Annotated in this window: 23 protein-coding genes; 5 read left to right on the top strand and 18 right to left on the bottom strand. The window is 44.9% G+C overall.

The window, feature by feature from the left end; translation table 11 throughout:
- Positions 1-23: 23 nt before the first annotated feature.
- Both ACTRWF_RS12670 and fadR read right to left on the bottom strand, forming a co-directional pair.
- A complete protein-coding gene (locus ACTRWF_RS12670; RefSeq protein ID WP_462835655.1) occupies positions 24-2201 on the bottom strand; it encodes a prolyl oligopeptidase family serine peptidase in 2178 nt (725 codons plus the stop codon).
- A gap of 407 nt (positions 2202-2608) precedes the next feature.
- The gene (gene fadR / locus ACTRWF_RS12665; protein ID WP_012518886.1) at positions 2609-3319 is read right to left on the bottom strand and encodes a fatty acid metabolism transcriptional regulator FadR; all 711 of its coding nucleotides are present in this window, start codon (positions 3317-3319) and stop codon (positions 2609-2611) included.
- A gap of 431 nt (positions 3320-3750) precedes the next feature.
- Between fadR and nhaB the strand changes: the two genes are divergently transcribed.
- From nhaB to ACTRWF_RS12650, 3 genes are read left to right on the top strand one after another with little or no spacing between them, the layout of a single operon-like run.
- Complete coding sequence (gene nhaB, locus ACTRWF_RS12660) at positions 3751-5325, top strand: sodium/proton antiporter NhaB (RefSeq protein WP_462835654.1); 1575 nt, start codon at positions 3751-3753, stop codon at positions 5323-5325.
- A 3-nt stretch (positions 5326-5328) separates the two neighbouring features.
- Complete coding sequence (gene dsbB / locus ACTRWF_RS12655) at positions 5329-5856, top strand: disulfide bond formation protein DsbB (RefSeq protein ID WP_020743882.1); 528 nt, start codon at positions 5329-5331, stop codon at positions 5854-5856.
- Complete coding sequence (locus ACTRWF_RS12650) at positions 5853-6407, top strand: GNAT family N-acetyltransferase (RefSeq protein ID WP_020746197.1); 555 nt, start codon at positions 5853-5855, stop codon at positions 6405-6407. The genes dsbB and ACTRWF_RS12650 overlap by 4 nt, the downstream gene beginning before the upstream one ends.
- Before the next feature lie 31 nt (positions 6408-6438).
- Here the strand turns inward: ACTRWF_RS12650 and ACTRWF_RS12645 are convergent, their stop codons facing one another.
- From ACTRWF_RS12645 to ACTRWF_RS12590, 12 genes are all read right to left on the bottom strand, one after another.
- Complete coding sequence (locus tag ACTRWF_RS12645) at positions 6439-7725, bottom strand: alginate export family protein (protein ID WP_462835653.1); 1287 nt, start codon at positions 7723-7725, stop codon at positions 6439-6441.
- A 141-nt stretch (positions 7726-7866) separates the two neighbouring features.
- The gene (locus tag ACTRWF_RS12640) at positions 7867-8361 is read right to left on the bottom strand and encodes a YcgN family cysteine cluster protein (RefSeq protein WP_462835652.1); all 495 of its coding nucleotides are present in this window, start codon (positions 8359-8361) and stop codon (positions 7867-7869) included.
- Positions 8358-9026: a fumarylacetoacetate hydrolase family protein gene (locus tag ACTRWF_RS12635; protein ID WP_462835651.1), complete on the bottom strand. Its 669-nt coding sequence runs from the start codon at positions 9024-9026 to the stop codon at positions 8358-8360. The genes ACTRWF_RS12640 and ACTRWF_RS12635 overlap by 4 nt, the downstream gene beginning before the upstream one ends.
- A complete protein-coding gene (locus ACTRWF_RS12630; protein WP_015067568.1) occupies positions 9026-10090 on the bottom strand; it encodes a lytic murein transglycosylase in 1065 nt (354 codons plus the stop codon). The genes ACTRWF_RS12635 and ACTRWF_RS12630 overlap by 1 nt, the downstream gene beginning before the upstream one ends.
- 8 nt (positions 10091-10098) lie before the next feature.
- On the bottom strand, positions 10099-10395 hold the full coding sequence (locus ACTRWF_RS12625; protein ID WP_012518894.1) for a YcgL domain-containing protein: 297 nt from the start codon (positions 10393-10395) through the stop codon (positions 10099-10101).
- 58 nt (positions 10396-10453) lie between these two features.
- The gene (rnd, locus tag ACTRWF_RS12620) at positions 10454-11611 is read right to left on the bottom strand and encodes a ribonuclease D (protein WP_462835650.1); all 1158 of its coding nucleotides are present in this window, start codon (positions 11609-11611) and stop codon (positions 10454-10456) included.
- 61 nt (positions 11612-11672) lie between these two features.
- A complete protein-coding gene (fadD, locus tag ACTRWF_RS12615) occupies positions 11673-13325 on the bottom strand; it encodes a long-chain-fatty-acid--CoA ligase FadD (protein ID WP_015067570.1) in 1653 nt (550 codons plus the stop codon).
- A gap of 121 nt (positions 13326-13446) precedes the next feature.
- Positions 13447-14286: an alpha/beta fold hydrolase gene (locus tag ACTRWF_RS12610; RefSeq protein ID WP_015067571.1), complete on the bottom strand. Its 840-nt coding sequence runs from the start codon at positions 14284-14286 to the stop codon at positions 13447-13449.
- Between the two features lie 96 nt (positions 14287-14382).
- Positions 14383-15039: a Slp family lipoprotein gene (locus ACTRWF_RS12605; RefSeq protein ID WP_012518898.1), complete on the bottom strand. Its 657-nt coding sequence runs from the start codon at positions 15037-15039 to the stop codon at positions 14383-14385.
- A 385-nt stretch (positions 15040-15424) separates the two neighbouring features.
- The gene (locus tag ACTRWF_RS12600; protein ID WP_012518899.1) at positions 15425-15718 is read right to left on the bottom strand and encodes a hypothetical protein; all 294 of its coding nucleotides are present in this window, start codon (positions 15716-15718) and stop codon (positions 15425-15427) included.
- A gap of 111 nt (positions 15719-15829) precedes the next feature.
- The gene (tsaB, locus tag ACTRWF_RS12595) at positions 15830-16540 is read right to left on the bottom strand and encodes a tRNA (adenosine(37)-N6)-threonylcarbamoyltransferase complex dimerization subunit type 1 TsaB (protein WP_462835649.1); all 711 of its coding nucleotides are present in this window, start codon (positions 16538-16540) and stop codon (positions 15830-15832) included.
- Between the two features lie 78 nt (positions 16541-16618).
- Positions 16619-18538, bottom strand: coding sequence for a DNA repair helicase YoaA (locus ACTRWF_RS12590; RefSeq protein WP_462835648.1), 1920 nt, complete (start codon positions 18536-18538; stop codon positions 16619-16621).
- 410 nt (positions 18539-18948) lie between these two features.
- On the opposite strand from ACTRWF_RS12590, the gene ACTRWF_RS12585 reads away from it, so the two are divergent.
- A complete protein-coding gene (locus ACTRWF_RS12585; protein ID WP_462835647.1) occupies positions 18949-19614 on the top strand; it encodes an EF-hand domain-containing protein in 666 nt (221 codons plus the stop codon).
- Between the two features lie 144 nt (positions 19615-19758).
- Complete coding sequence (locus tag ACTRWF_RS12580; protein WP_012518903.1) at positions 19759-20361, top strand: phosphatase PAP2 family protein; 603 nt, start codon at positions 19759-19761, stop codon at positions 20359-20361.
- A 115-nt stretch (positions 20362-20476) separates the two neighbouring features.
- Here the strand turns inward: ACTRWF_RS12580 and ACTRWF_RS12575 are convergent, their stop codons facing one another.
- From ACTRWF_RS12575 to ACTRWF_RS12560, 4 genes are all read right to left on the bottom strand, one after another.
- Positions 20477-20809: a hypothetical protein gene (locus ACTRWF_RS12575; RefSeq protein WP_462835646.1), complete on the bottom strand. Its 333-nt coding sequence runs from the start codon at positions 20807-20809 to the stop codon at positions 20477-20479.
- A 200-nt stretch (positions 20810-21009) separates the two neighbouring features.
- Positions 21010-21228: a hypothetical protein gene (locus ACTRWF_RS12570; protein WP_012518905.1), complete on the bottom strand. Its 219-nt coding sequence runs from the start codon at positions 21226-21228 to the stop codon at positions 21010-21012.
- A gap of 118 nt (positions 21229-21346) precedes the next feature.
- Positions 21347-22651 (bottom strand): alpha-amylase family glycosyl hydrolase, encoded by a 1305-nt coding sequence (locus ACTRWF_RS12565; protein WP_278383559.1) that lies wholly within the window; start codon positions 22649-22651, stop codon positions 21347-21349.
- An 84-nt stretch (positions 22652-22735) separates the two neighbouring features.
- Positions 22736-23644: a TSUP family transporter gene (locus ACTRWF_RS12560; protein ID WP_462835645.1), complete on the bottom strand. Its 909-nt coding sequence runs from the start codon at positions 23642-23644 to the stop codon at positions 22736-22738.
- Positions 23645-23763: the final 119 nt, after the last annotated feature.

The following is a 23763-nucleotide window of genomic DNA, read 5'->3' as shown; positions in this document are numbered from 1 at the left end:
TGCTTAACGCATTTGAACCGTTTTTAGAGCGGTACGCCCGCTAGGTATAGCACAAATGCATATTCAAGGGCCGTGGACTCGAAACGTTTAAATCGTCCGGAAGCCCCGCCATGCCCTGCTTCCATATCTGTTTTAAAGAGTAAAAGGTTATCGTCTGTTTTGTACTCTCTCAGCTTCGCGACCCATTTCATTGGCTCGAAATATTGCACTTGCGAATCGTGCAACCCTGTAGTTACCAGCATATGTGGATAATCTTTGGCTTCTACTTGGTCGTAAGGCGAGTACGAAAGCATATAGTCAAACTCAGCTTTATTCTCTGGGTTGCCCCATTCGGTATATTCGCCTGTGGTTAAAGGAATAGAAGCATCGCTCATGGTCGTTACCACATCAACGAAAGGAACATGTGCACTTACCCCAAGGTAAAGTTCAGGTGCCATGTTTACCACCGCGCCCATAAGCAAGCCACCGGCGCTTCCCCCCATAGCAAACACGCGAGTCTTATCGGCATATTGCTGTTCCACCAGTCCTTTGGTTACGTCAATATAGTCAGTAAACGTGTTCATTTTTTCAAACATCTTGCCGTCTTCATACCACTGGCGACCTAGCATTTGCCCACCGCGAATATGCGCTATAGCAACCACGAAACCTCTGTCTATCAACGACAGCCAACTACTTCTAAAGGTTGGGTCGATAGTCGCGCCGTAAGATCCGTACGCATACTGATAAAGTGGGTTAGTACCATCTTTTTTAAATTTATCTTTTCGGTAAACCAAAGACACGGGTACTTCTGCGCCATCTCGGGCTTCTATCATTACTCGCTCTGATGCGTAAGCCGATGAGTCGAAGGTGTCAGAAACTCGGGTTTGTTTCATTATCTCACTTTCTAACGTATCTAAATTAACATCGATAATGGAGCCAGGCGTCGTTAGTGAACTGTAGAAAATCCTCAGCTTATTCGTGTCCATCTGCGGGTTCGCGTTAAAATATGCACCGTAAATTGGATCTTGTGTGGGAATGACCTTTTCTTCACCTGACGTAAGGTTGTGTACCACCATACGTAGCATGCCGTTTTCTTTTTCTTTAACCACTAAGTGATTTTTAAACACCTCTATGTTTTGCAGAAAAACATTGGAACGGTGCGCCACCACCTCTTGCCATGTTGATACATCGCTAAAGCCATCGAGCGGCGCTTTCATAATTCTGAAGTTCTTTGCGTCGATATTCGTTAATACGTAGTACCCGTCTTCTGCTTTAGCGACACTGTATTCCTGCCCGTCTTTTAACGGTAAGAAGACTTCTGTCGATGCTGTCGGGTCATTCGCGTCGACTAAAGTTACACCGGTTTTATCGGTGTTATTGTGATGAATGTAAATAACGCGGCTGTCTTTACTTTTACTGATGTAGGTATAAAACGTCGGGTCGCTTTCTTCGTAAATCAAGGTATCGTCGCTTTGCGCAGTACCTAGTTTATGGCGATAAACTTGATACCCTAAGAGGGTTTGCGGGTCTTTTTTAACGTAAAAAAGGTGGGTGTTATCGTTAGCCCAAACCACCCTTCCTGACGTACCTTCCAATACATCATTTAATTTGTCACCGCTTTCGAGCTCTTTAACGAAAATAGTATAAATACGCCGACTTAATGTATCTTCAGAATATGCGAGCAATTTATTATCGCTGCTTATCGCATAGCTTCCGATGCTAAAATAATCATGCCCTTCAGACATGATATTTGCATCTAACAAGACCGAAGGTTCAGCCTCAAGGGTTGGCTTTCTTAAATAGATAGGGTATTCGTTTTCGCCCGAATAGCGGGTGTAATACCAATAGCCGTTATCGAAAACGGGCACGGTTGAATCGTCTTTCTCTATTCTAGATACCAATTCTTCATATAGCGCCTCGCGATTGCCTTTAAGCGGAGCTAGAACAGTCTCCACATAGCTGTTTTCTTCATCCAAATGCGCCAATATTTCTTTATCAGTGCGAGAGTCATCTCGCATCCAGTAGTAATTGTCATTGCGGGTGACGCTGTGGGCCGTCAATTCATGAGGCACTTTTTTCGCTACAGGAGCGCGAGTTTGAGTATTAAGCATAACGGCTGAAAGGCTACTCTCTTCTACTTGTTGAGAAACTTCTGTTTTATTTTCTACGCTACAGCCTGATATCAATCCGCCTGCAGCAAGTGCTATCCATAGATATTTCATTCTTATTCCTTTGTATGCACTGTTCAATAAAGGTTCGCTTACTGCCTGTGTTTATTCAAAGAACACAAGAGCTTAAAACGGTAATGCGCGGTTAAAACAAATGAAAACGGTTCGCGCTAAATTATCGAGTATATATAAACTGGGGGAAGGGTCTAGTGATTCTTAAGCGCTCATTAGCTTAAGAAAAGTAACGTTGCTAGAAAGATAGGTGGTGCTGTATTTTTAAGGTGGGGGTATCTCCTAATTACAGAACTACCGCATAAAAGGCATAAAAAAGCGCCGCTTGGCTATACAATTCAAAGCGACGCTTTCATTAAAATATCAGGGCAAATAATAAACCGGTGGATTAAACCTTTATCAGCTAGTTAATTCGCTTTAAACCGGCTTTAGCACTTTAACCTTGCACGCTAGTCTACCAAGTCTTTTGGCATCTCGTCGCGAATAGAAAGCCATACTTTACCGCTTTCGATACCGTAGTTTCTTACGACAACCGGCACTTTCTCGTACTCGCCTTTCTCTGCCACGTCGAGCAAATCAGCATAGTATTTATTGGCTACATCTCGTGCTTGCTGATGCGAGAAAAAGTACCCGCCTATTCGCGAGTAAAGTCCGCGAAAGCCATTCATCATCAAAACGAAGACGTTGTTGTTAGAAGCAAGCGCCAAATCATGAGACATTTGATAATCGAACTGGGCAAACGCCATTCCTTCTTGCTCAACATTTTTGTATCGAGCAATAATTTCCGCCGACTCTTGAGGGTTATTACGAATAGCACCTCTAATGAACACTGCACTTAAGTTAGTGCGTGCTGCCAACAAATTATCTACGAGTTCAGGGATACCTTCTTGGTCTAGTCTAGCTAGCGTTTCTAAGATGTTTAACCCGCAGGTTTCCCAAAAATTATTTACTTTAGTTGGCTTACCGTGCTGAATGGTTAACCAACCATCCCTAGCTAAACGCTGAAGCACTTCACGTAAAGTGGTTCGCGTTACACCAATTAACTCAGAAAGCTCTCTTTCTGCAGGCAAAATGGTGCCAGGTGGAAATCTTCCACTCCAAATTGACTCAACAATATATTCTTCGGCGAATCCGGCTGGACTCTGTGCCTTATAAATCATAACTAATCGCCTGCACGTTATTGTTATTTTGTAACTGATTGTACCAGATGCTCTTTTATTATCACAATGAATTATGTCTAGTCCACCAAAGGTTTTAACAACTCGTTAAAATTAAAGTGTTAATTCGAGAGCCTCCATATAAGGCTTTGTATATTTAATGTTCGAAATTCTAGACATTTTCAAATTCAATGATAAATATCATCAAAAAAGTGATAAATATTCAGTGACTTTCACATGGTGGGGTCTGTGAATTGCTTTCTCAAGACGTTAATATCATGTACGCTTAAATTCCGACTATAATGACAGCAACAAAACCACGGTTAAGCGAATTAAATCGCACAACACCAGCAGTTTATGTATGCAATAACCGGAACTACACAGTGTAAAGATGCGCAAAAATGCGTGCTTTGTTGTAAAAGGAACAGGAACTCATGCAAACCTCAATGATCGCGGCGATCTATAAGAACTTCCTGGGACATGCGCCCGACTGGTATAAAAAAACCATTATTGCCTTTCTCATTGTTAACCCCTTCATCTTTATGGTGGACCCATACATTGCTGGTTGGACTCTGGTTATCCAGTTTATTTTTACCTTGGCGATGGCACTAAAATGTTACCCACTCCAGCCAGGGGGGCTTCTTTTGATAGAAGCCATGTTTATCGGTATGACCTCCCCCGGTCACATGATGCACGAAATTGAAGTTAATCTTGAAGTACTGCTACTGCTAGTGTTTATGGTGGCCGGTATTTACTTCATGAAAGACTTGTTGATGTTTTTGTTTACCAAACTGGTGATAAAAGTGCGCAACAAGTTAATTCTGTCTCTTTCTTTTATTTTTGCTTCTGCATTTTTATCAGCCTTCTTAGACGCGCTAACCGTGGTGGCAGTGATTATCAGTGTAGGCTTGGGTTTCTATTCGATTTATCACAAAGTCGCTTCAGGAAAAGAGTTTCATTCAGATCACGACCATACCAGCGATGACGAGTTGGGAAGTCACGACTTAGAAGACTTCAGGGCTTTCTTAAGAAACCTGATGATGCACTCTGCAGTGGGTACTGCATTAGGCGGCGTAATGACCATGGTGGGCGAACCACAAAACCTCATCATTGCCGATAAAGCTGGCTGGGACTTCGTTGAATTCTTTATTCGAATGGCTCCGGTAACATTGCCTGTATTTGTCTTTGGTTTGCTAACCACCGTTGTACTGGAAAAAACAGGCACCTTCTCTTACGGCGCTAAGTTGCCATCTGCAGTAAGGCAAATATTGGTTGATTACAACGACCACATGGATAAAGGTCGCAGTAAGCGCGAAACCGCAAAACTGGTGGTGCAAGCACTTATCGGTATCTGGCTAATTGTAGGCTTGGCGACGCACATGGCGTCTGTGGGCTTAATTGGTTTGTCTGTTATTGTACTTGCTACGTCGATGAGCGGTGTTATAGAAGAACACGCACTAGGCAAAGCTTTCGAAGAAGCCTTGCCCTTCACCGCTCTGCTTTGTGTTTTCTTTGGCGTAGTGGCGGTAATTATCGACCAGGGCCTATTCCAGCCAGTTATTCATTGGGTACTGTCGTTTGAAGGTGAAACGCAAATGGTGATGTTCTATCTGGCCAACGGTGTGCTTTCGATGGTGAGCGATAACGTATTTGTGGGCTCGGTTTACATCACTGAAGTAACCGCAGCGCTTGAAGCTGGCCAAATTACCCGTGACCAATACGACATGCTAGCCGTAGCGATTAACACAGGCACCAACTTGCCAAGTGTTGCAACACCTAACGGTCAAGCGGCGTTCTTATTCCTGCTGACGTCTGCAATTGCACCGCTACTGCGTTTATCCTACGGGCGCATGGTAATGATGGCATTGCCTTATACCATTGTGCTTACAATCGTAGGTTTAGTCGCAACATATATTGGCCTCGCTGATGCCACACAGGTTTTATATGACATGCATCTTATTGAGCACCACACTGCTGTCGAAGCGGGTGCTCAAGTAGTAGGTCACTAGCATATGCGCGCTCTTGTTCACACTATTAGCCAATGGGCAGAGCACAAGTCTTCATGGCTTGTGCTTTTTGCCACATCCTTGGCACTTGAAATTGCTGCTTTGTACTTTCAATATGGTATGGGACTAAAGCCCTGTATCATGTGTATCTATCAGCGCACTGCTATGTATGGCATTGTGCTTTCTGCACTTTTAGTCGTAATAAAAAACAACGGCTTTACTCGAATGCTCGGGTTTGCTGGATGGGCTGTATCGGCGGGCTGGGGCTTTTTAATTGCTAAAGAGCACGTAGGCATTCTTAATGCCGCAAACCCGTTCTTCGCTAGCTGCGAAATAGTCCCTAATTTCCCGTCATGGCTTCAGCTACACGAATGGTTACCGGCCGTGTTTGCCGCTGAAGGCGACTGTTTAGCAGATTCATGGCAGTTTTTGTCTATGGGCATGGCCGAATGGATGCAAATTATTTTTGCTGGCTACTTTATTGTATTCGCACTCGTATTTGCATGTCGATTATTGGATAAAAAACCCTTTTGATCGACTTATCTATTTTACCTTCCCGCTTGCCTCCTATACATACCGAGCAGGGCCCCGTCTCAATTCAGCGCATTGCAGAAAAGCACTGCTATGCGCTATGCGAGGCGGGTCAACAGTCCATTCACCACGTAAAGCCATGGTTTGGCTCATCAGTGTGCCCTGTTACCCCGGCTTTATCGAAGCAATGTATTGCCGACATGGAAAAAGCACGGGAAACTGGTTACGGCCTAACCTACCTGCTTATTCACGATGAAAAGTGCCTGGGTATGGGTATCATCAACCATATCCATCATACCCATCTAACGGCTAATTTAGGCTACTGGTTGCGCCCCGATGCTTGCGGTAAAGGCTTAGCCAGCGCTATCTGTGAAGCATTAAAAAAACTCGCGTTTACACAGATGAACCTAAACCGACTAGAGTGTTTTGTTGAGCCAAATAACAAAGCAAGTTTACGTGTAGTTGAGCGTATTGGTGGCATAAAAGAAGGGCTCTGCCGTAAGCGAGTATTCGGCAGAGACGCACTGTTGTACGCCATTACTAACGAGAGTTAAGTTAACATACTACTCGTGTAGTGCTCACCCACTATTTAAACGTATACATAAGCCCTGTAAAAGCATAGGCCGAATTGTCGGGATAGGCCCCCGTCTCTAGCGCGTTGCCTTTAGCGAGGTACGCACCACCTAGACTGAACTGAAGCTGTGAAGAAACCTGATATTGCCAACGAAACTCTATTTGGTGTCCTAAGAAATCTTCTTCACCTTCTGGCACTTGATGAAGCCACAGCGCTTTGTAACCCACCATAATGTTATGGATATCACTTATCTTAGTGACACTTCTTAGCCCTGGTGCCAAGATATTGCTTCTTGGGAACGTCTGATAAACGTCCGTAGGACCAAAGTCAAACCGACGTAAACCGTAGAGCGAGTCAAACGCATGTATGGTCCCATCATCACTGTTACTATCACCACTTGCCGCTTCAACTTCAGCTCTTAAGAAAGTACTTTTATTCAGCTGTTTGCCTACATGGCTATGTATCATCCACGCCTTCACGTTTCTGTCTGTGACATCAGAGGCTGACGCAGACTGTCTGGCGTGACCTGTTTGCACCATAGCTTCGATGTTGTATTTCCAACTATTGAAGAAACGTTGGGTGCGGTCGACAGATAAAGTAAAAATATCTCGGTTTTTCGTGGCGAGTTCGGCTGAATCCGACTCTTTTAACCAGTAGCTATGTACTGTCCAGGCTTTATCTTCAGACTCCGCATAGAGACCAAAAAGCTTTCGATTGCTAAAACTCTTATCTAACGCCCGTTTATTATCATCAATAGATGCTGAATCTGAAGGAAAACGAGCGACTGGAAACAGGTAAAAGCCACGAAGGTGCCAACCTGTTAAACGCGCGTCAACTAGCGCACCTTCAAAGCTACTGGTTGCGTTTCTAAAGCGCGTATGTCCTATCAGACGGCGACTACCGTGATCCAGCGTCACACGCCCTACCGTAACGCTATCTATGTATTCACTAACATCATGATAAGAGATATATAGTTGAACGGGTTCGAGGGTATTAACCTGTGAAGATTTGAGTGTAGGGTCGTTGTCATCGAGGTAGGCTCGGGAGTCTTCGATTTCTGCAACCGCCCGCCAGTTTCCATAAGCGGCGTCGCCTTTCAACCTTATACGGGTTGAAATACGTTCATTGGTTTGCGTGCGAACATTGTCGCTTGTCGGAAAAATAGGGTTATTTAATGTTTCGTAGCGTACTCTTAGCGAGCCACTGTAATTGAACGCTAAACTCTCAGCGTACACAGGTGCAGCTACGCTTGTAATTGCTATTAACGCGCCCAATGCGCTAATGCTTAACTTCCCCATCAAGAACCCTTATCTACATTGATTCAAAAAACAAAGCGGAAGTATAGACTAAGCGCATGAGCAGCACTCATGCTCTTTAGTCTAAGATAAACAACAATCTATACTGGTGTGTTTAAAGCAGTAGAAAAGGACTAGCGACTTTCAATCGAGGTCTTCGAGCGGCCAAATCGCGATATAGTCTTCAAAGTGGTTAAGATCCACATCCGACTCAAACACGGTTTTATTGCGCACTGACATGCCCTTTGCGTGCATCTCATGCTTTTTCCCCTTGTTAAGCAAAGGGTGCCAAGACGGAAGTCCCCGCCCCTCGTAAAGTCGTCGATAAGCACAGCTATTTGGCATAAAGAAGATATCTTTAAGGTTGTCTTTGGTTAGCTTTACACAGTCAGGCACAAGCTCTGTACGCCTTGCATATTGGGTACATTCACATTTTTTGGTATTTAAATACGTGCACACAATATTGGTGTAGTGAATTTTTTCATTGTCATTGATGTGATCAGTGACTTCATATTCTTCTACTGCGTCATCATCTATAAACTTCTGCAGGCAGCATTTGCCGCAGCCATCACAGAGCGACTCCCATTCCTTTTGCGTCATTTCCTCAAGAGACTTGGTTTCCCAAAATGCCACGGTCATTGTGCCACTACCTCGGTATTTACACTTAGTTGATTGCCGAGCGAGGCGAAAACCCTATCTGAAGGAGATAATTTGCCTACGCCCTTAGGCGTCCCGGTTAATATTACGTCGCCGCTATCTAAGGTAAATATAGAAGACATATGCGCAATAAGCGGTACGATTTTGTGTAACATCAATGCTGTATGGCCTTGCTGTCTCACCTCACCATTAATGGTAAGGGTAAAGCGTAAATCATCGAGGTTACCTACCGAACTTAAGGGTAAAAAGCCTGACAAAGGCGCACTGTTGTCAAAAGATTTGGCTCGCTCCCACGGCTGCCCTTGCTTTTTGAGTGTTGCCTGTACTTCGCGAAGGGTGAGATCTAGCCCTAGTCCTATTCCCCATATGGCTGACTTTACCTCATCTTCGCTGGCATTTTTTAACGAAGATTTAAGCAGTACCGATACTTCAAGCTCATTGTGGCATTCACCTTTATCGGTGGGCACCGCAATGGGCTCATGCATGTGGCACATCGCTGCCTTTGGCTTCATAAAGAGTAAAGGTGCTTCAGATACCGTAGCGTTCATTTCTTGAATGTGATCAAGATAGTTGCGACCAATGCAAACCACTTTGTTCACCGGCAACGCAATCTCATTGCCTTGCGTATCAATATGACGGTATGCCATTAGTAACCTCGCTTTATTCGTTCAGAAAGATAGCCAACCGACACCCCAAAATACGACGAGCGGTTCCACTTCATTAACGTGTGAAAATTGTTATACACCAAGTAAATACGCCCATTCTCACCGTCGGGCATGATAAGCGACGCCTTAATATCAACATTGGGTAGTTCGCTGCCGTCAAAACGCGTTACACCGTTTGATTTCCAAAAAGAAAGGGGCTTCATATTCGCTTTAGATAAACCAGACACCGGCACATCTTGCGTTAGTTTTACTTGCCTACCCCACGTGCCTTCGCTATTCCACCCTTCAGATGCGAGGTAATTCGCAATTGATGCAAATACGTCAGCCTTGGTTCCCCAGATATCTTTTCTTCCATCACCATCATAGTCCACAGCGTAATTTAGAAACGAAACCGGCATAAATTGGGTTTGGCCCATCGCACCTGCCCACGAACCTTTTAGTTCATTAACGCTGGTATGCCCTTTTGCTAAAATCTGGAGTGCAGCAAAGAAGTTGTCTTTAAACAGCTTTTCCCTTCGCCCTTCATAAGCTAGCGAAGCGAGCGCAGAAAGCACACTATAGTTGCCTTGAATTTTGCCAAAGTTCGATTCATTCCCCCATAGCGCCACAATGAATCTGGATTGCACGCCGTATCGCTGCGCAATTTCTTCAAGCAACGCTTTATGGTCTTTGTACTGTGCTACTGCCTGCTTAACTTTCCAGTCGGGCACTCGTGTAGCGAGGTAGTCATCTAGCGTTATCTTTTTTTCGGGCTGATTTTTATCAGACTTCACAACCGTGGGCCTAAAAGCGATGTCGGCAAACGCGGCGTCGAGAAGTGGTCTATCAATGCCTTTCGATAACGCTTCTTCCTTTAACTGTGCCACATAAGCATTAAAACCACGTTCCGTTAATTCAGAGTTAGTCGCGGCCTCTAATGAAGCGGAAAGCAACAGAGTTAGCGTGATAAAAATCAATGGGACTTTACTTGCTATCAAGCGCTTACTTGAGCACTTTGCTGTAATACAAGCGCGCTTGCATAAACGATTTACAACATTAAACAACATGGTACTTCTTAGAATTTCTTATCAGGCGTTTTAGAAAGGCCAAGCGACTCGCGGTGCGTTTCAAGCAAGTTCTCTTCCTTTGGAGGCATCTGCAAGTAAAATCCTTTCTCGGTAAGTTCATCAATTAACTTTTGCTTATCGACTAAACCTAAACGCTCACGCTTATCGAGTGCAAGAATCGTCACTAGCTCTGGACGACCAAACATTTCCATCAAAGGTTCGGGGACATCTGCAAAATTGTCTTTTTTGGGCAAGTATAAGTACATGCCCTCTTTTTTTCGCGTTTTATAAACAGCGCATAACATAATTTAATTACTCTATTCGTTGTTAGCTAAAAGCAGGTAAATATTTGCCCACCTAGCGTTATTGTGTCGGTTCGTCGCCAAGTAAACGTGCTACATGTGGGCGAAACAAAGGCGCTCTCCACGTGGAGAGTAAATCGGGTTTCAAGCCCTGTACCCGCGTCTCATCTACAGGTAACCAATACCACTTCAACAGCTGATTAAGTTGCTTTTTAGACGCAATAACATCTGTGGTTACGCCGTTATCTTTGGCAATTTGTTCGCTTATGGTTTTAAGTTCAGCAAGGTACTTTTTATATTTCGCTATATCGATAAGCCGCTGTACGATTGGCAGTCTAAGTTTTTCCGGCGTCTGCGCATATCTTGCTCTTGCCTCTTCAATCAGCGTTACGATAGTGTCGCCATAACGCCTAACCGACTGATGATTTACGCCATTTATCCGTGATAAGCCAGACTTGTCGTCTATCAGTCGCTGCGCAGCCTCAAATAAATGTCCTTCTTTGAATACAAAGTTCAGCGCTAGGTCTTTCTTTCTCGCCGTGTTTAATCGCCATGCCGCCAGCGCTTGCAATACGGTGAGCTGTTCACTGTTTAAACGCCAGCTATTCTTAATGCTTAAGTAAGCAAAATCTTCTGGCATTTGCGCACGCTTTTTCTCAACCAAAAGCGCCACTTCTTCATATATCCAGTGCACTTTTCCTAGCGCCTGAACGTTAGACGCCAGCTGCTGATAACAGGGTAAAAGGTAAAGAACGTCGTTCGCCGCATAACTCAGTTGAGCTTCCCGGAGCGGCCGTGCTAGCCAATCCGTTCGCGACTCGCCTTTGTCTAAGCTGATCTCGCAAAGCAGCTCCACTAACTTGGCATAGCCCAGAGAGGGGCCCATATCCAAGATACTACCGGCAATTTGCGTATCGAACACAGGCGTTGGCACCGTATCAAAGGCGGTAAGAAATGCCTCAAGATCTTCAGAACACGAATGCAATACTTTAACGACTTCGGTATTTTCCAACAACGCAACAAATGGCTGCATGTTATCGATAGCGAGGGGGTCTATAAGTACTAGCTGGTGTCCATCGTATAGCTGAATAAGGCCAAGATGGGGCGTAAGGGTTTTAGTCCTCACAAATTCAGTATCAAGGGCAACTGCCTCTTGACGTTGTGCGGCTTCGCACACTTTTTCTAGATGTTCAAATGTTGTAATTAATTGATATTGCATATTTTTGCACAGTAATAAAAAAGCCGGCTAACGCCGGCTTTCAAAAACTATTTCAAAGAAACTAGTCTCGAAGCTCCCGACGCAGAATTTTACCTACATTGGTTTTTGGTAAGTCGTCTTTGAAAACAACTTGCTTAGGCACTTTGTAACCCGTTAAGTGGTTACGGCAGTGCGCGATAACGTCTTTCTCGGTCAGCGCGTCGTTGTTTTTGACCACAAACAACTTCACAACCTCGCCGCTAACCTCATGAGGAACCCCAACCGCAGCCGCTTCAACGATGTGATCGTGCATAGCAGCGACTTCTTCGATTTCGTTAGGGAACACGTTAAAGCCTGAGACTAGGATCATATCCTTTTTACGGTCAACAATATAGAAGTAACCTTCATCATCTACGGTAGCAATATCGCCAGTGGCTAGCCAACCCTCTTTTAGAATATCTTCTGTTGCTTCAGGGCGGTTCAAATATCCCTTCATCACCTGCGGGCCTTTTACCCACATTTCGCCTGGCTCACCTTTTTCAACTGGATTGCCATCGTCGTCTAATAACTTAATATCAGTAGAAGGTACCGGCATACCAATTGCGCCTTTATAGGCTTCAATTTGAGGTGGGTTTACCGCTACCACAGGCGAACATTCAGTAAGGCCATAGCCCTCTAACAACACCGTGCCCGTAACCTTTTCCCACTTTTCGGCAACAGGACGCTGTACCGCCATGCCGCCACCTAGACCAAATTTGAACTTGCTAAAATCAAGCTCATCAAACCCTGGTGTATTCAAAAGACCATTAAACAAGGTGTTTACGCCAGGTAAAATGGTGAACGGGTATTTGCTTAGTTCGTTTACAAACGCCGGCATGTCTCGCGGGTTAGTAATAAGCAAGTTGCGACAACCGTATTTAACGAACATCAGGCAGTTAGCCAGTAACGCAAAGATGTGGTAAAGCGGTAGTGCTGTTACAACAAAATCTTCACCTTCTTCAATTACGGTTTCTAAAATACCCGAGACCTGCTCTAGGTTTGCCACCATATTGCGGTGTGTCAGCATTGCGCCTTTCGATACGCCCGTTGTCCCACCTGTATATTGCAAGAACGCGAGATCGCCGCTATCAATCTCAGGTCGCGTGTATTTAAGCGACTGACCTTTTTTAACTGCCGACATGAAAGAAGTAGTTTCAGGCAAGGTGAAGGAAGGCACCATCTTTTTGACGTATTTAACTACTGCATTAACAATCCAGCGCTTCGGTGCAGGCAACATGTCGCCCAGTGCGGTCAAAAAGACTTCTTGAAGGTTTGTATCTGCAATCACTTCTTCAAGAGTACATGCAAAGTTTTCAACAATTACAATGGCTTTAGCATTGGCGTCGTTAAGTTGATGCTTTAGTTCTCTGGCCGTGTAGAGCGGGTTTACATTCACCACCACCATACCTGCGCGCAAAATACCAAACATGGCGACAGGATATTGGAGAAGGTTAGGCATCATAATTGCCACCGCATCACCGCGCTTAAGCCCGCTTGCTTGTAAGTAAGCAGCAAATTGAGCTGAAAGCGTATCTAGCTCCTCAAACGAAATTGAATGCCCCATGTTAATGAAGGCTTCTTTATTTTTAAACTTCTTTACCGACTGCTCGAAAATGTCTACTACAGATGCGTAACGATCGGCATCAATTTCTGCGGAAACGCGAGGGTCGTAATGCTTAAGCCAGGTTTTTTCCACCAAAACCTCCTCTACTTTATTCTTATACTATTTTATGAGCACATGGAAAGGCGCACTCATACAACTGGTCTGATAACTTGCGAATAGTATAGGATGTGTAAAAAAAAATAAACGGTACAATTTACAATTGCTCAACAAATTGACGTATTAACACCCCTATATCGTCAGTATTTTCCATGTGAATATGGTGACCGCCTACAAATTGCTCATATTGTGCATTTAAAAACCACGCCTTTCGTTTAGGGAAAAGGGTTTCGAGGTTTTTAAAACTGTTAGATGCACCAATAAAAAGTATAGGGCATACAATAGCACGCATAAGCGCTTCTGCCTGCTTTTCTGTAAGTCTTAGCATCGATTTTGTGCGAAGTTTTGGGTCGCTAGACCAAAAGCAATGCCCACCCGCATCTTGGGTAAGGTTGCGGGATAAGATTGAGCGTGCGTGCGCTTCGGGAATATCTGAAATTTTACATCGGGCTTTTACGGCGTCTTCAAGTTCAACAACCCGCAACTTATTACGTGATTTTGCATGACGACTGAGTATTGCATCTCGCATTTGTGCCACAGTGGTATCTTCGTCCTCAGTTAGCGGTCCACACGCATCTATACTGATTACGGCACTAACTTTTTCAGGAAATAGAGCAGCAAACAAACTCGCTAAAATGCCGCCAAGAGAATGGCCTAATAAAATTACCTCGTCCCAACCTTGAGATTCAATTAGCGCATAGAGGTCTTGCAAATAGTCAGCTTGATTGTAGTGAGCCCCTGCAGTGCGATGACCAGAACGACCATGCCCAGCAAGGTCGATAGCAACAAAGCGGTGAGTTTGCAGGTAAGGTGCTAACAACCTTAAGCTTTCAGCGTTATCTAAATAACCGTGCAAACCAATAACAACGCTACCGCTTCCTTGGTTATCTAATGCGGCTAAGTTAAGATTTCCAATGTTAAATTCTGTCTCAATCATAACGTTCCCTTTGGCAACTTATTGCCAGCTTTAGTCCATACCTGCCTTTAAAATAGAAAAAGGCGGCAATAATATGCCGCCTGCAAGCAATATTGTTTACTTCTGTTTGTCTTTTCGAAGCGGCTGACTCGTCGACTTAGTACTGCTTTTACTTGCACCGCTGTTGCGAGTAGGAAGTTTGGCTTTACTAGGTCCATTCTCGTAGCGAATTACCCGTGTACGATTAAAGTGAGGGTACATCCACGGCCCGTTAAACCGATAGAAAGGCGAATACCAGCCCGTATGGTAGTTAAAGAAATAAGTGTTTACATCGTAAACCTGCTGTTTTCTCCACATGTGGTAATCGTCGGCAATAATCGTCGGATAAATATAAGGTTGTTCGCCCACCATACCCGCTGTTGGCGCCGTTATAGTACCGAGGAACGTTGCCGAACGGCCTTCTTCAAAGACAATAGGATCGACAAAGCCGTCAATTTGAACCTTAAAGCGTCCAGAGGTCTCGCCATTTGTTCCCGGCTTACCGTAGTGATTTAGCGGAAAATGAGCAAGTTCGATAAGCGTTTGGTTCGGCTTGTTCTCAACCCCCACAATTAAACCGCCCCAGCGCGCTTTTTGGCCTTGAGCACTGGCGCCTGATGTGACAGCTTTGGAATAGCTCACTAATTGTGTGCCTTCTGGTACATCAATACTATCAGGTACAATGGTACAGCCTGCGAATAAAAAGACTGCTAGTAAAACAAAATAACGAGACATTAAAGCGCTCCTCTGAACCCTAGAAAAATGCTGCATTTATATGGCAATCAGCCAAAACATACCATGGGTATAACGATAAAGACCAACGTAATTTCTTTAATAAACTTACACGCACTTTGTCGTATCTCTTTAAGCTGAAAAGAAAAAACAGACTTTAGTAACCTAAACATTAGCACTTATACGAAACGACAACCACTGTCGTTCAAGTACAATGTGTACATAATTTGGCGTAGTTACCTTTAGAGATATCTTAAGTGAGTTTGTTCAATAAAAGCGTCGGGGTTTAACGAATTGTTAGATTTTTCGAAGAGATTAAGTGTAGTTGCCTAACCAAACGTGAAGATACAGGTTACCGAGTATTCGCCAGACTTTTATTTAGCAATGGCTAAGCGTAGATATCTACCCCGAACATAGACTGAATAGACTCGCGCTGCTGTTGCTTTTCAAAACTGGTGTAAGAGGCTATAGCATTTTGCGAATAGGTATTGCCCTCTTCGCGAATAAATTGTTGGTAAGCCTGAGCGTTATTTGTACCTTTTTCATCAGGCGCGACAACAATCGCCCTAGCAGACGCTTCATTTTGCCCTTTACTTTGTTGTTCAGGGTCTTTGTTAATTTTAGCGACACGGCCTTGCGATGGCTCGGAAGACGGTAACGCGAAATTATTATTAATAATCATACAATTTCAGTGAGGCAAAAATCGTACCACTGGTTTTTTTATACGAACCTGGCTATGGGCGGGCTGGAGGCTAGGCTATCGCTCGCCGTTTCCACCACGCCCGCTGTCATTTTACTCTCTGCCCGGCAGCTTTTTCCACGTCACTTTATCACGCAAGTAAACGGGCTCTACATTGACGGCTTCAGATACATTGCCATTCTCACTTGCTGTCACCGCTAACGTAAGCATGTACTGCGCGTTTGGTAGCGTCACTTCTTGCGACATTGCTACAGCGCTATTCGAACGCCATTCGGTAAGCTTATCGTATGCTGCCCACCCGGTACCGGCTGTAATGACGCTAACGCCGTGCCCAAGTGCATTAAGTTGGTCAATAGCCACCTCTGGAGGACACACCTGCTCATCATGACGCAGAGTTACCCCCTTGTCTGTTTGCGAATAAACGGCGAAATACACTTCGTCCATACGGGCGTCAGAGGCCACAGCGATTAGCGCATCTTTGTCCATGCTTTTCGTCGCAGCTTCACAAGCCATGGCTTCTAGCGTACTAACGCCAGCAACCTTTAGACCTGTACCTAAAGCTAAACCTTGAATCATGCCTGTCGCAATGCGAACACCGGTAAAACTGCCGGGACCTCGTCCAAAAGCCAGCAACTCTATGTCGCTCAGGCCGACATTAGCTTCTTTCAATACGTCATCGACCATAGGAAGTAAACGTTGGCTATGTTGCTGTGGGCATATTTCAAAACGGGTAATTACACGCTCGTTATATTGCAGCGCAACCGAACACGCTTCGGTTGCAGTGTCTATCGCTAAAATATTCATGTATTTCTCTTGTGTTGTATAACCTAAGTTCAAGCATTGTGTTTCAACACACGTAACACTCAAGCTTAGGGCTTTAACTTAGGCTTCATCAATGCCGGCTAAAAATTTTTCTACTTCGTCTAAATTTCTGGTGCGCTTCATGTCAGGCAGACTGCCGACAAAGGTTTTCGCGTAGGGCTTGGTAACCAAACGGTTATCACAAATAACCAGTACGCCCTTATCTGACGGGTCTCGAATTAAGCGCCCTGCTCCCTGCTTTAGCGTAATAACGGCCTGAGGGATCTGTATAACACCAAACGGGTTTGCGCCACGCTTTTTAACGTCTTCCATACGGGCCTGAAGCAGCGGATCGTCCGGTGATGCAAAGGGCAATTTATCAATCATGACACAAACAAGGTCATTACCGCGTACGTCTACCCCTTCCCAGAATGCCCCCGTGCCCATTAACACCGCTTTTTCATCAGCAAGATAGGCATCCAACAGTGCTTGTTTTGTTGTAGTACCTTGTACTAGCAGCGGGTTGTCTACCTCATCCTCCAGCTTTTGTGCAATTTCTCTAAGCATCGCATGGCTGGTAAACAGTAAGAAGCAGCGACCACGACTTGCTTTAATCAACCGCTTGGCCGTTTCGAGAAGCGTTTCCCGCATGGCATAACTATTGGGCTCTGGTAAATAACGAGGCACACAAAGCATGGCTTGTTCGGGGTAGTTAAATGGGCTGTCTAACCCTAAGGTTTCAGCATCCTCTAACCCCATTCGACGCTGGAAGTGATCAAATCCACCATTGACCATTAGCGTTGCCGAGGTAAAAATCCACCCGCGAGGGGGAGATGACACAAACCGTCTAAATTTGGCCGCTATCGACAATGGCGTGAGGTGCATGATCAAATGACGTTGCGTAGTTTCATACCATAAGCTGACATTTTCTTGCTTATTGTCACTGAGCGCGTCTAGCTGCTCTCTTGCAGCCACAACCCGTTCATACATATTGTCTAAATCTTTATCGCGCCCGATATGCAGCTTACACACCTCGTGCAGCACGCCAAGGGCTTCAGCAAGTTTACCTACCTGCATACGCACATCATCTCGGTCTAATGCCTCTGCCCAGTTGCCGCGCTCTGCGGTATCGGGAAACAGCAACCGTAAGTCAGAAGCAATCATTCTGCACTTATCGGCGGCTTTATCTAGTTGACCCGCATCTTTCAATACGGTCCTAAACAACAAGGTGATGTCTTTCGCGATATCGTGAATTTGCCGTGTTGAAAGCGATTCACCAAAATAGTCGCTGGCAATATCTGGAATTTGGTGCGCTTCATCAAAGATGATGGCATCGGCCTCGGGAATAAGTTCTCCAAAACCGGTATCTTTTAGCGCCATATCGGCAAAGAAAAGGTGGTGGTTAACCACGATAATGTCGGCATCCAGCGCCTTTCTGCGCGCTTTAACCAAATAGCAGTCTTCGTAGTCAGGGCAGTCCCGGCCTAAGCAATTATCCACGGTAGACGTCACTAACGGCAGTACTCGGGCATCTTCTGGCAGCGTTTTTAACTCGCCCATATCCCCGGTCTTCGTGGTGCTCGACCAACGCTTAACTTCTGAAAGCTGCCCCAACACGTCTTTTTCAACCAGCGTAGAATTGCCGCCGTGCTGCGCAAGCCGGTGAAGACAAAGGTAATTGGCGCGGCCTTTTAACAGTGCGGTTTTACGCTTACTGCCAAGCGCTTTTTTAACGAGGGGGAGATCGCGATGAAAGAGCTGTTCTTGAAGGTTTTTCGTGCCGGTCGAGACAATCGCTTTGCCATCGCTCAATAAAGCAGGCGCCAAATACGCAAACGTTTTTCCCGTACCTGTACCTGCTTCAACAATTAAACTGCCCGTGGTTTCAATGGCATGCTTAACGGCTTTAGCCATTTCAGTTTGTGCTTCGCGAGGCACAAAGCCTTTAATAGCACTGGCAAGAAGGCCATCTGAAGAAAATACATTGTTTATTGTGGGCATGGTTTAAGCGCTGTCATTACTTTTCTATTCTAAGCCGCGCATTATGCCAAAAAGCCTATTGAATGCCCATTAAAGGTTTTCACTTTACATTAAAGTGGTCTGCTTAACCGCGCATTTTCTAAAACGCGAAAAAACACACGCGCTTAACAGGTTCGTTGGGCCTCATCAGCAAAAAAGCATTCAGCTTTCGATAAGCGTTAGCGTTTGATTTTTTGTTAACAACTACCGGGTAACTTTTTCACAACATGCTATAGAACTCACAAAGTTGTTTCTTCACACTCCACCACAAAAAACCGCTAAGCAATTGTTATACATTGAATTAGTGCACATGGTACGCGCCGTGAATAGCCTATTATGAACGCTTTCCTCCGTTTTAACGCAGTATGGAGGCCACAAACAAGGAGTAAGATATGAAAAAGTTAACGATTGCTACATTGATAAGTACAGCCCTTTCTGCTGGCGCTTTTGCGGGTGAAGAACTTGATAAAATAGACACAACATTTGCAGATTTAGATAATGACGATAATGGGTACATCTCTCGCGAAGAGGCTGACGACGATGAAATATCTGATCATTTCGCAAAAATAGACGCTAACTCAGACATGCAGCTTTCTGTAAAAGAATTCAACACCCATGTTAAGAAGCATCCTCAGCATTTCGACGATGAAGTTGTTGCTTCTGCACAGTCAATGAAAGCGAGTATGAGAAGCCAAGGTACGATGGAAACCGATGTTAACGTTGACACAGATGTAGATGAAGTGGTTGCTGCCACGAAAGACAAGAGACTCACGCATGAGCTTCGCGCTAAGAGTGAATTAAAAGCGAATGGCGAACTGATGGAGAAAAACGTTGACGTTGCCGCTGACAATGCAGTGGCTGCCGACAAAACAGTAATTGCCGTAAATCAATTCGAAATGATGGATGCAAACAGTGACGGTGAACTGACGAAAGCAGAAGCATCTCGTAGTGGTGTAACGCGCAACTTCGACAAGATTGATGCGAATGACGATGAGCTCATCACCCGTACTGAATACTCTCAATACCAAACTGAGACGAAGGATAGTTCAGATGAGTAGTTAAAAAGAGCAATGAGTTGTTGGAATAGGCCGCAACTGCGGCTTATTCCGCATCCATAAACTATTACTTGTCATTTCAATATTCACCGATTCGACCTACAGAAGTTTATAACGACTTCGATACAAAACGTTTAAGGAATACATATGTTAGCGTCCACAGGAATGAAGAGTTGGCTTGCTTATAAGACGTTGAGAAAGCTAAACACACGAAGCGTCTCGTCCCCCTCAAGCCAAGATAGTCTCATTGCTTCAAGTACATTGAGCAAAGTGACAACGCCACCGTCAGTAGCAGCCGCAACAGGCGCGGCTTATACGCTATCAAAACTAACGAATACGCCGAAACTTCAGCGTTTTTTGTTGAAATCCACCCTGTCAGCTTCAGCCGCAGGGCTGTTAAACGCAGGCCTTAAAAGGTTAATTGGCCGAAAGCGCCCACGCGCTGATTCAGGGACGGAATTCAAAGGCCCAGCGCTAAAAGATAAATTTAACGCGATGCCCTCAGGCCATGCCTCTGCCGTAGCGGCGGTAGCAGGCAGTATACCTCGCTCGTCAGGCCCATTGCTATTGGCGTCAGCCGCAGGCTTAGCTGCCACCGCGGTAATAGGAAAGTCGAGGACTAAACGAGACGCGCACCATTTGTCAGATGTTTTAGTCGGGAGCTGCTTGGGCTTTGGTGTAGCCTATGCCGTTTCCAAGTTGGAAAAGCCTGTGGAAAACGAGGTTAAGCGGCTTACTGAAACACATTAACAATGGGTTTCATCGCTAGCGCTGTATTCATGTATTGGTTTATTACTGTGCCCTATCTATATGGTAGGGCAATGCTACGCGAACCAGGTTTTATGCGTCTTATCGAGCAAAATGGTTAGCGCTCAAAAAACTCATCAACTAAATCCGCCAGTGCTTCTTCTAACGACTCTTCAAAGGTCTCTTTATCAATATCAAACCGTGCAAGGTATTTTTCAGCATTTTCTTGTGACACCATCGCGTTTTTCATCTGGTATTCAAGCTCGGGTAATGACTTATCGTACCGGGGTTTAATAGTCCAGCGTAAACAGTGGCCATGATGGGCTTTGAGTTTTTGCTTAGCAAAGACACAAAACTCTTCTACATAGTCGGCACCTTGTGGGCCAAGACAACCCGGCTCAATACGATACATAACCAGTAATTTTTTATAAAGCGGAAGCCGATTTTCCATTTTATCTCTGCATAAATTAAAGGCTTAAGTATCGGAAATATTTGCTGAATTTGCCACCTTTTAGTATCTGACGTTAACATTTCTTTACCTATCGGCCGAAGGCTTTAGCTTCTTTCTGATACAAAAAAAGAAAGAAGCCCAAGGAAAATGCGCGTGATTGTATAAAGGAAAGCGAGGAAGCGTAGCGCGTAGGTTCCGCGCTAAGACTCAGGGGTTGCTTCGATGACATCGACAATTTCGCTATTTCCGCTTAATCGTGCGAGATCAATTAAATAGCCCTTCTCTAGTTTGTCCAAAGACTTGCCGTTAAGCCTTGCCTTTACTTCAGCCACATCGCCATTGGCTATTGAGGTTTTTAGCGCGGCAAAATTACCTAATGAGCGGTCTGTTTCATGTTCATCCGTTGTGTTAGCTGCCATGGTTTCTCCTTAAATAGAACTTGTTAAATGAAGCAAGATTGTATTGCTTTGTTTTTTGTAGTTCTGTTTGGCGCTTCTCGATCAAACTTCCGTTCGCCCTGTGGTGAAGTCGACTTGCTTAGGCGACCCAAATGTCAAACTGCCAAGGCCCTAATTCAAGTGTTGTTTGCGACGAAAACTTGCACGTAGCGCTGCCTTTCCAATAACAATATTCGCCTTCAAACAATGGCTCTTCGAAGGTGACATTGACCGCCTCTTGTGAAAAATTAATAATAACGAACACTTTTTCATGCTCGTTATGGCGCACGAAGCTGAACACCTTATCCATTTTGGAGTTAGGAACTTGGGTCATTCTTGCACCAAATTCTCCGTTTCCTAATACACTTTTAGATTTTTTGAGCGCGATTAATTCGCGGTACAAGTCGCCAGTTTCATGGTCTTGCCATTCGATGGGGTCGCGCTCAAAAAAGGCGAGCCGCTTGTTTTCTCCCGCTTCTTGACCATTGTGGATTAGGGGCATGCCCTCTCCTATGACTGAAAGCGCGATACAGGCATCTAATGCTTCACCAAACTGTTCGTGCTGTGTACCGTCCCACGCATTCTTGTCGTGATTACTTACGAAAGTCATTCTGTAGGCTGACTGAGGCCAGCTGCGCTCGTTCCAAGAGTAGTACTTGCGCAACCTGTCTAGAGAGCATCGGCCATGGGCAAGTTCATGCAAGGTTTCATTCCAGCTCCATGCGTAGGTCATATTGAAGGCATGCTCGTGAAGGTCGCGGTTTTCCCATTCTGCAAGCATAAACACCGGTCTAATTGCATTTAAAGTAGATACGGCCTGTTGCCAAAAGTCATTAGGCACATAACCCGCTACATCACATCGAAAGCCATCGATATCGAACTTTTCTACCCAATAACACAAGGCGTTGATCATGTATTTGCGCAAACCGATTTGTTCAAAGTCGAACTCGATGATATCACTCCAGTCCCACCAGGGTGACGGGCGAAAGTCGCCCTTATAATCTTTGGCATACCACTCGGGATGCTCTGACGCTAATGGGTTGTCCCACGCACTGTGATTTGGCACCCAATCAATAATCACTTTAAGCGATAAGCGGTGCGCTTCATCCACTAACGCGCGAAAATCCTGTTCACTGCCAAATTCAGGGTTAATACCTAGGTAATCTTTCACCGCATACGGGCTGCCAAGCTCACCTTTTCGATTTTGCTCACCGATTGGATGAATGGGCATTAACCAAACAATATCTGCACCGAGAGACTTAATATGCGCTAACCCTTTCCTCACCCCCTCGAAGTTTCCTTCTTTTGAAAACTGCCGCGTGTTCACTTGATAAATCACGGCGTGGGATGACCACTCAGGCTGCATGACTTTGTAGCGCTGCTGGGGTTGAGGATTGATGTCCATACTATCTTTCCTTCTTTAAATTAATTAGCTCTTTTTAACGCCTTGCCTACCGAGAAGTCATCTTCAGATAAAGGCAACGCTCGCTTAGAAGATAGGTAAACTGGTAATACCTAACATTAGTACCCATATGCCGAAAAAAAGTTTTAGGCGCTGTACAGAAAATGCTAACACCACATATTTAGCAATCATGCCGCCAACAATGGCGCCCGCGCCGGCAAATAACACCACCTGCCACACAATGGACTCGCCAATGAACGCGTGGTAAGGCAGCGCACTCCATACCGTAAACGCTGACAAGACGACCGCGATAGCAATGGACATAGTTATGTTAAAGCCCCGAATAATGAGGTATACCGCAACTAACTCACCCACGCCAACAGAGAGCCACGCGGTAATAACGCCACCTAAAAAACCAATAAAGGGCAACCCTAGCAGGTCTTTATTTTGCAGCTCTTTTTCAAAGTGCGTGCGTTTCATTAACGGAATCGAGGCAAAGATAGCCAAGGCTAACACGATAGAAAAGCTGCCAAACGCAATGTGAAGGTTATTTGCGCCTCCCCATAAGTGCTCAAGTAGCAGGTTACTTTGGGAGGAATATTGCGCAAACCCTACTCCACATATAGAAGTGGGGATAGTAAGCATAAGTGCGCTTGGTAATGCCTTCCAATAGTTGTCATGGCTATGTTGCTTTTTGTAATAGTGGGCCCACGTCAATGCGCCTGCTGTCATGCCGCAGCATTGAATAGCAAAACTGGTGGCAACCACGCTTTGGGGCGAAAAGGACAAATAATTAAAAAAGGGGACAAACACCACGCCGCCGCCCGCTCCTGTGGCGTTGGCAAATATGGCCCCTATCACACCTAACCCGCTAAAAAGTCCAAATTCTTTTATAAGCTGGAACGGCGTGGGCTGAGACAGTAATAAGCCTAACCATACGCACAAAAGTAAAGCCACTATAAACTTTACTGCATTTTGTTTTTTAAAAGAGATCACACTTTTCCTACGAATCATCATCACACATTGACAATTTTTGAATGCTTAACACTCGACAACGTCTAGCATGTGTACAAAGTTCGAACTATTGTTAAAAATCTGCGTATAAGCTTTTGCTT

It is taken from the genome of Alteromonas sp. G5_S2_22_S1 (assembly GCF_054968525.1).
Note: the sequence above shows the minus strand (reverse complement) of the source record. Positions and strands in the feature narration are given on the sequence as shown.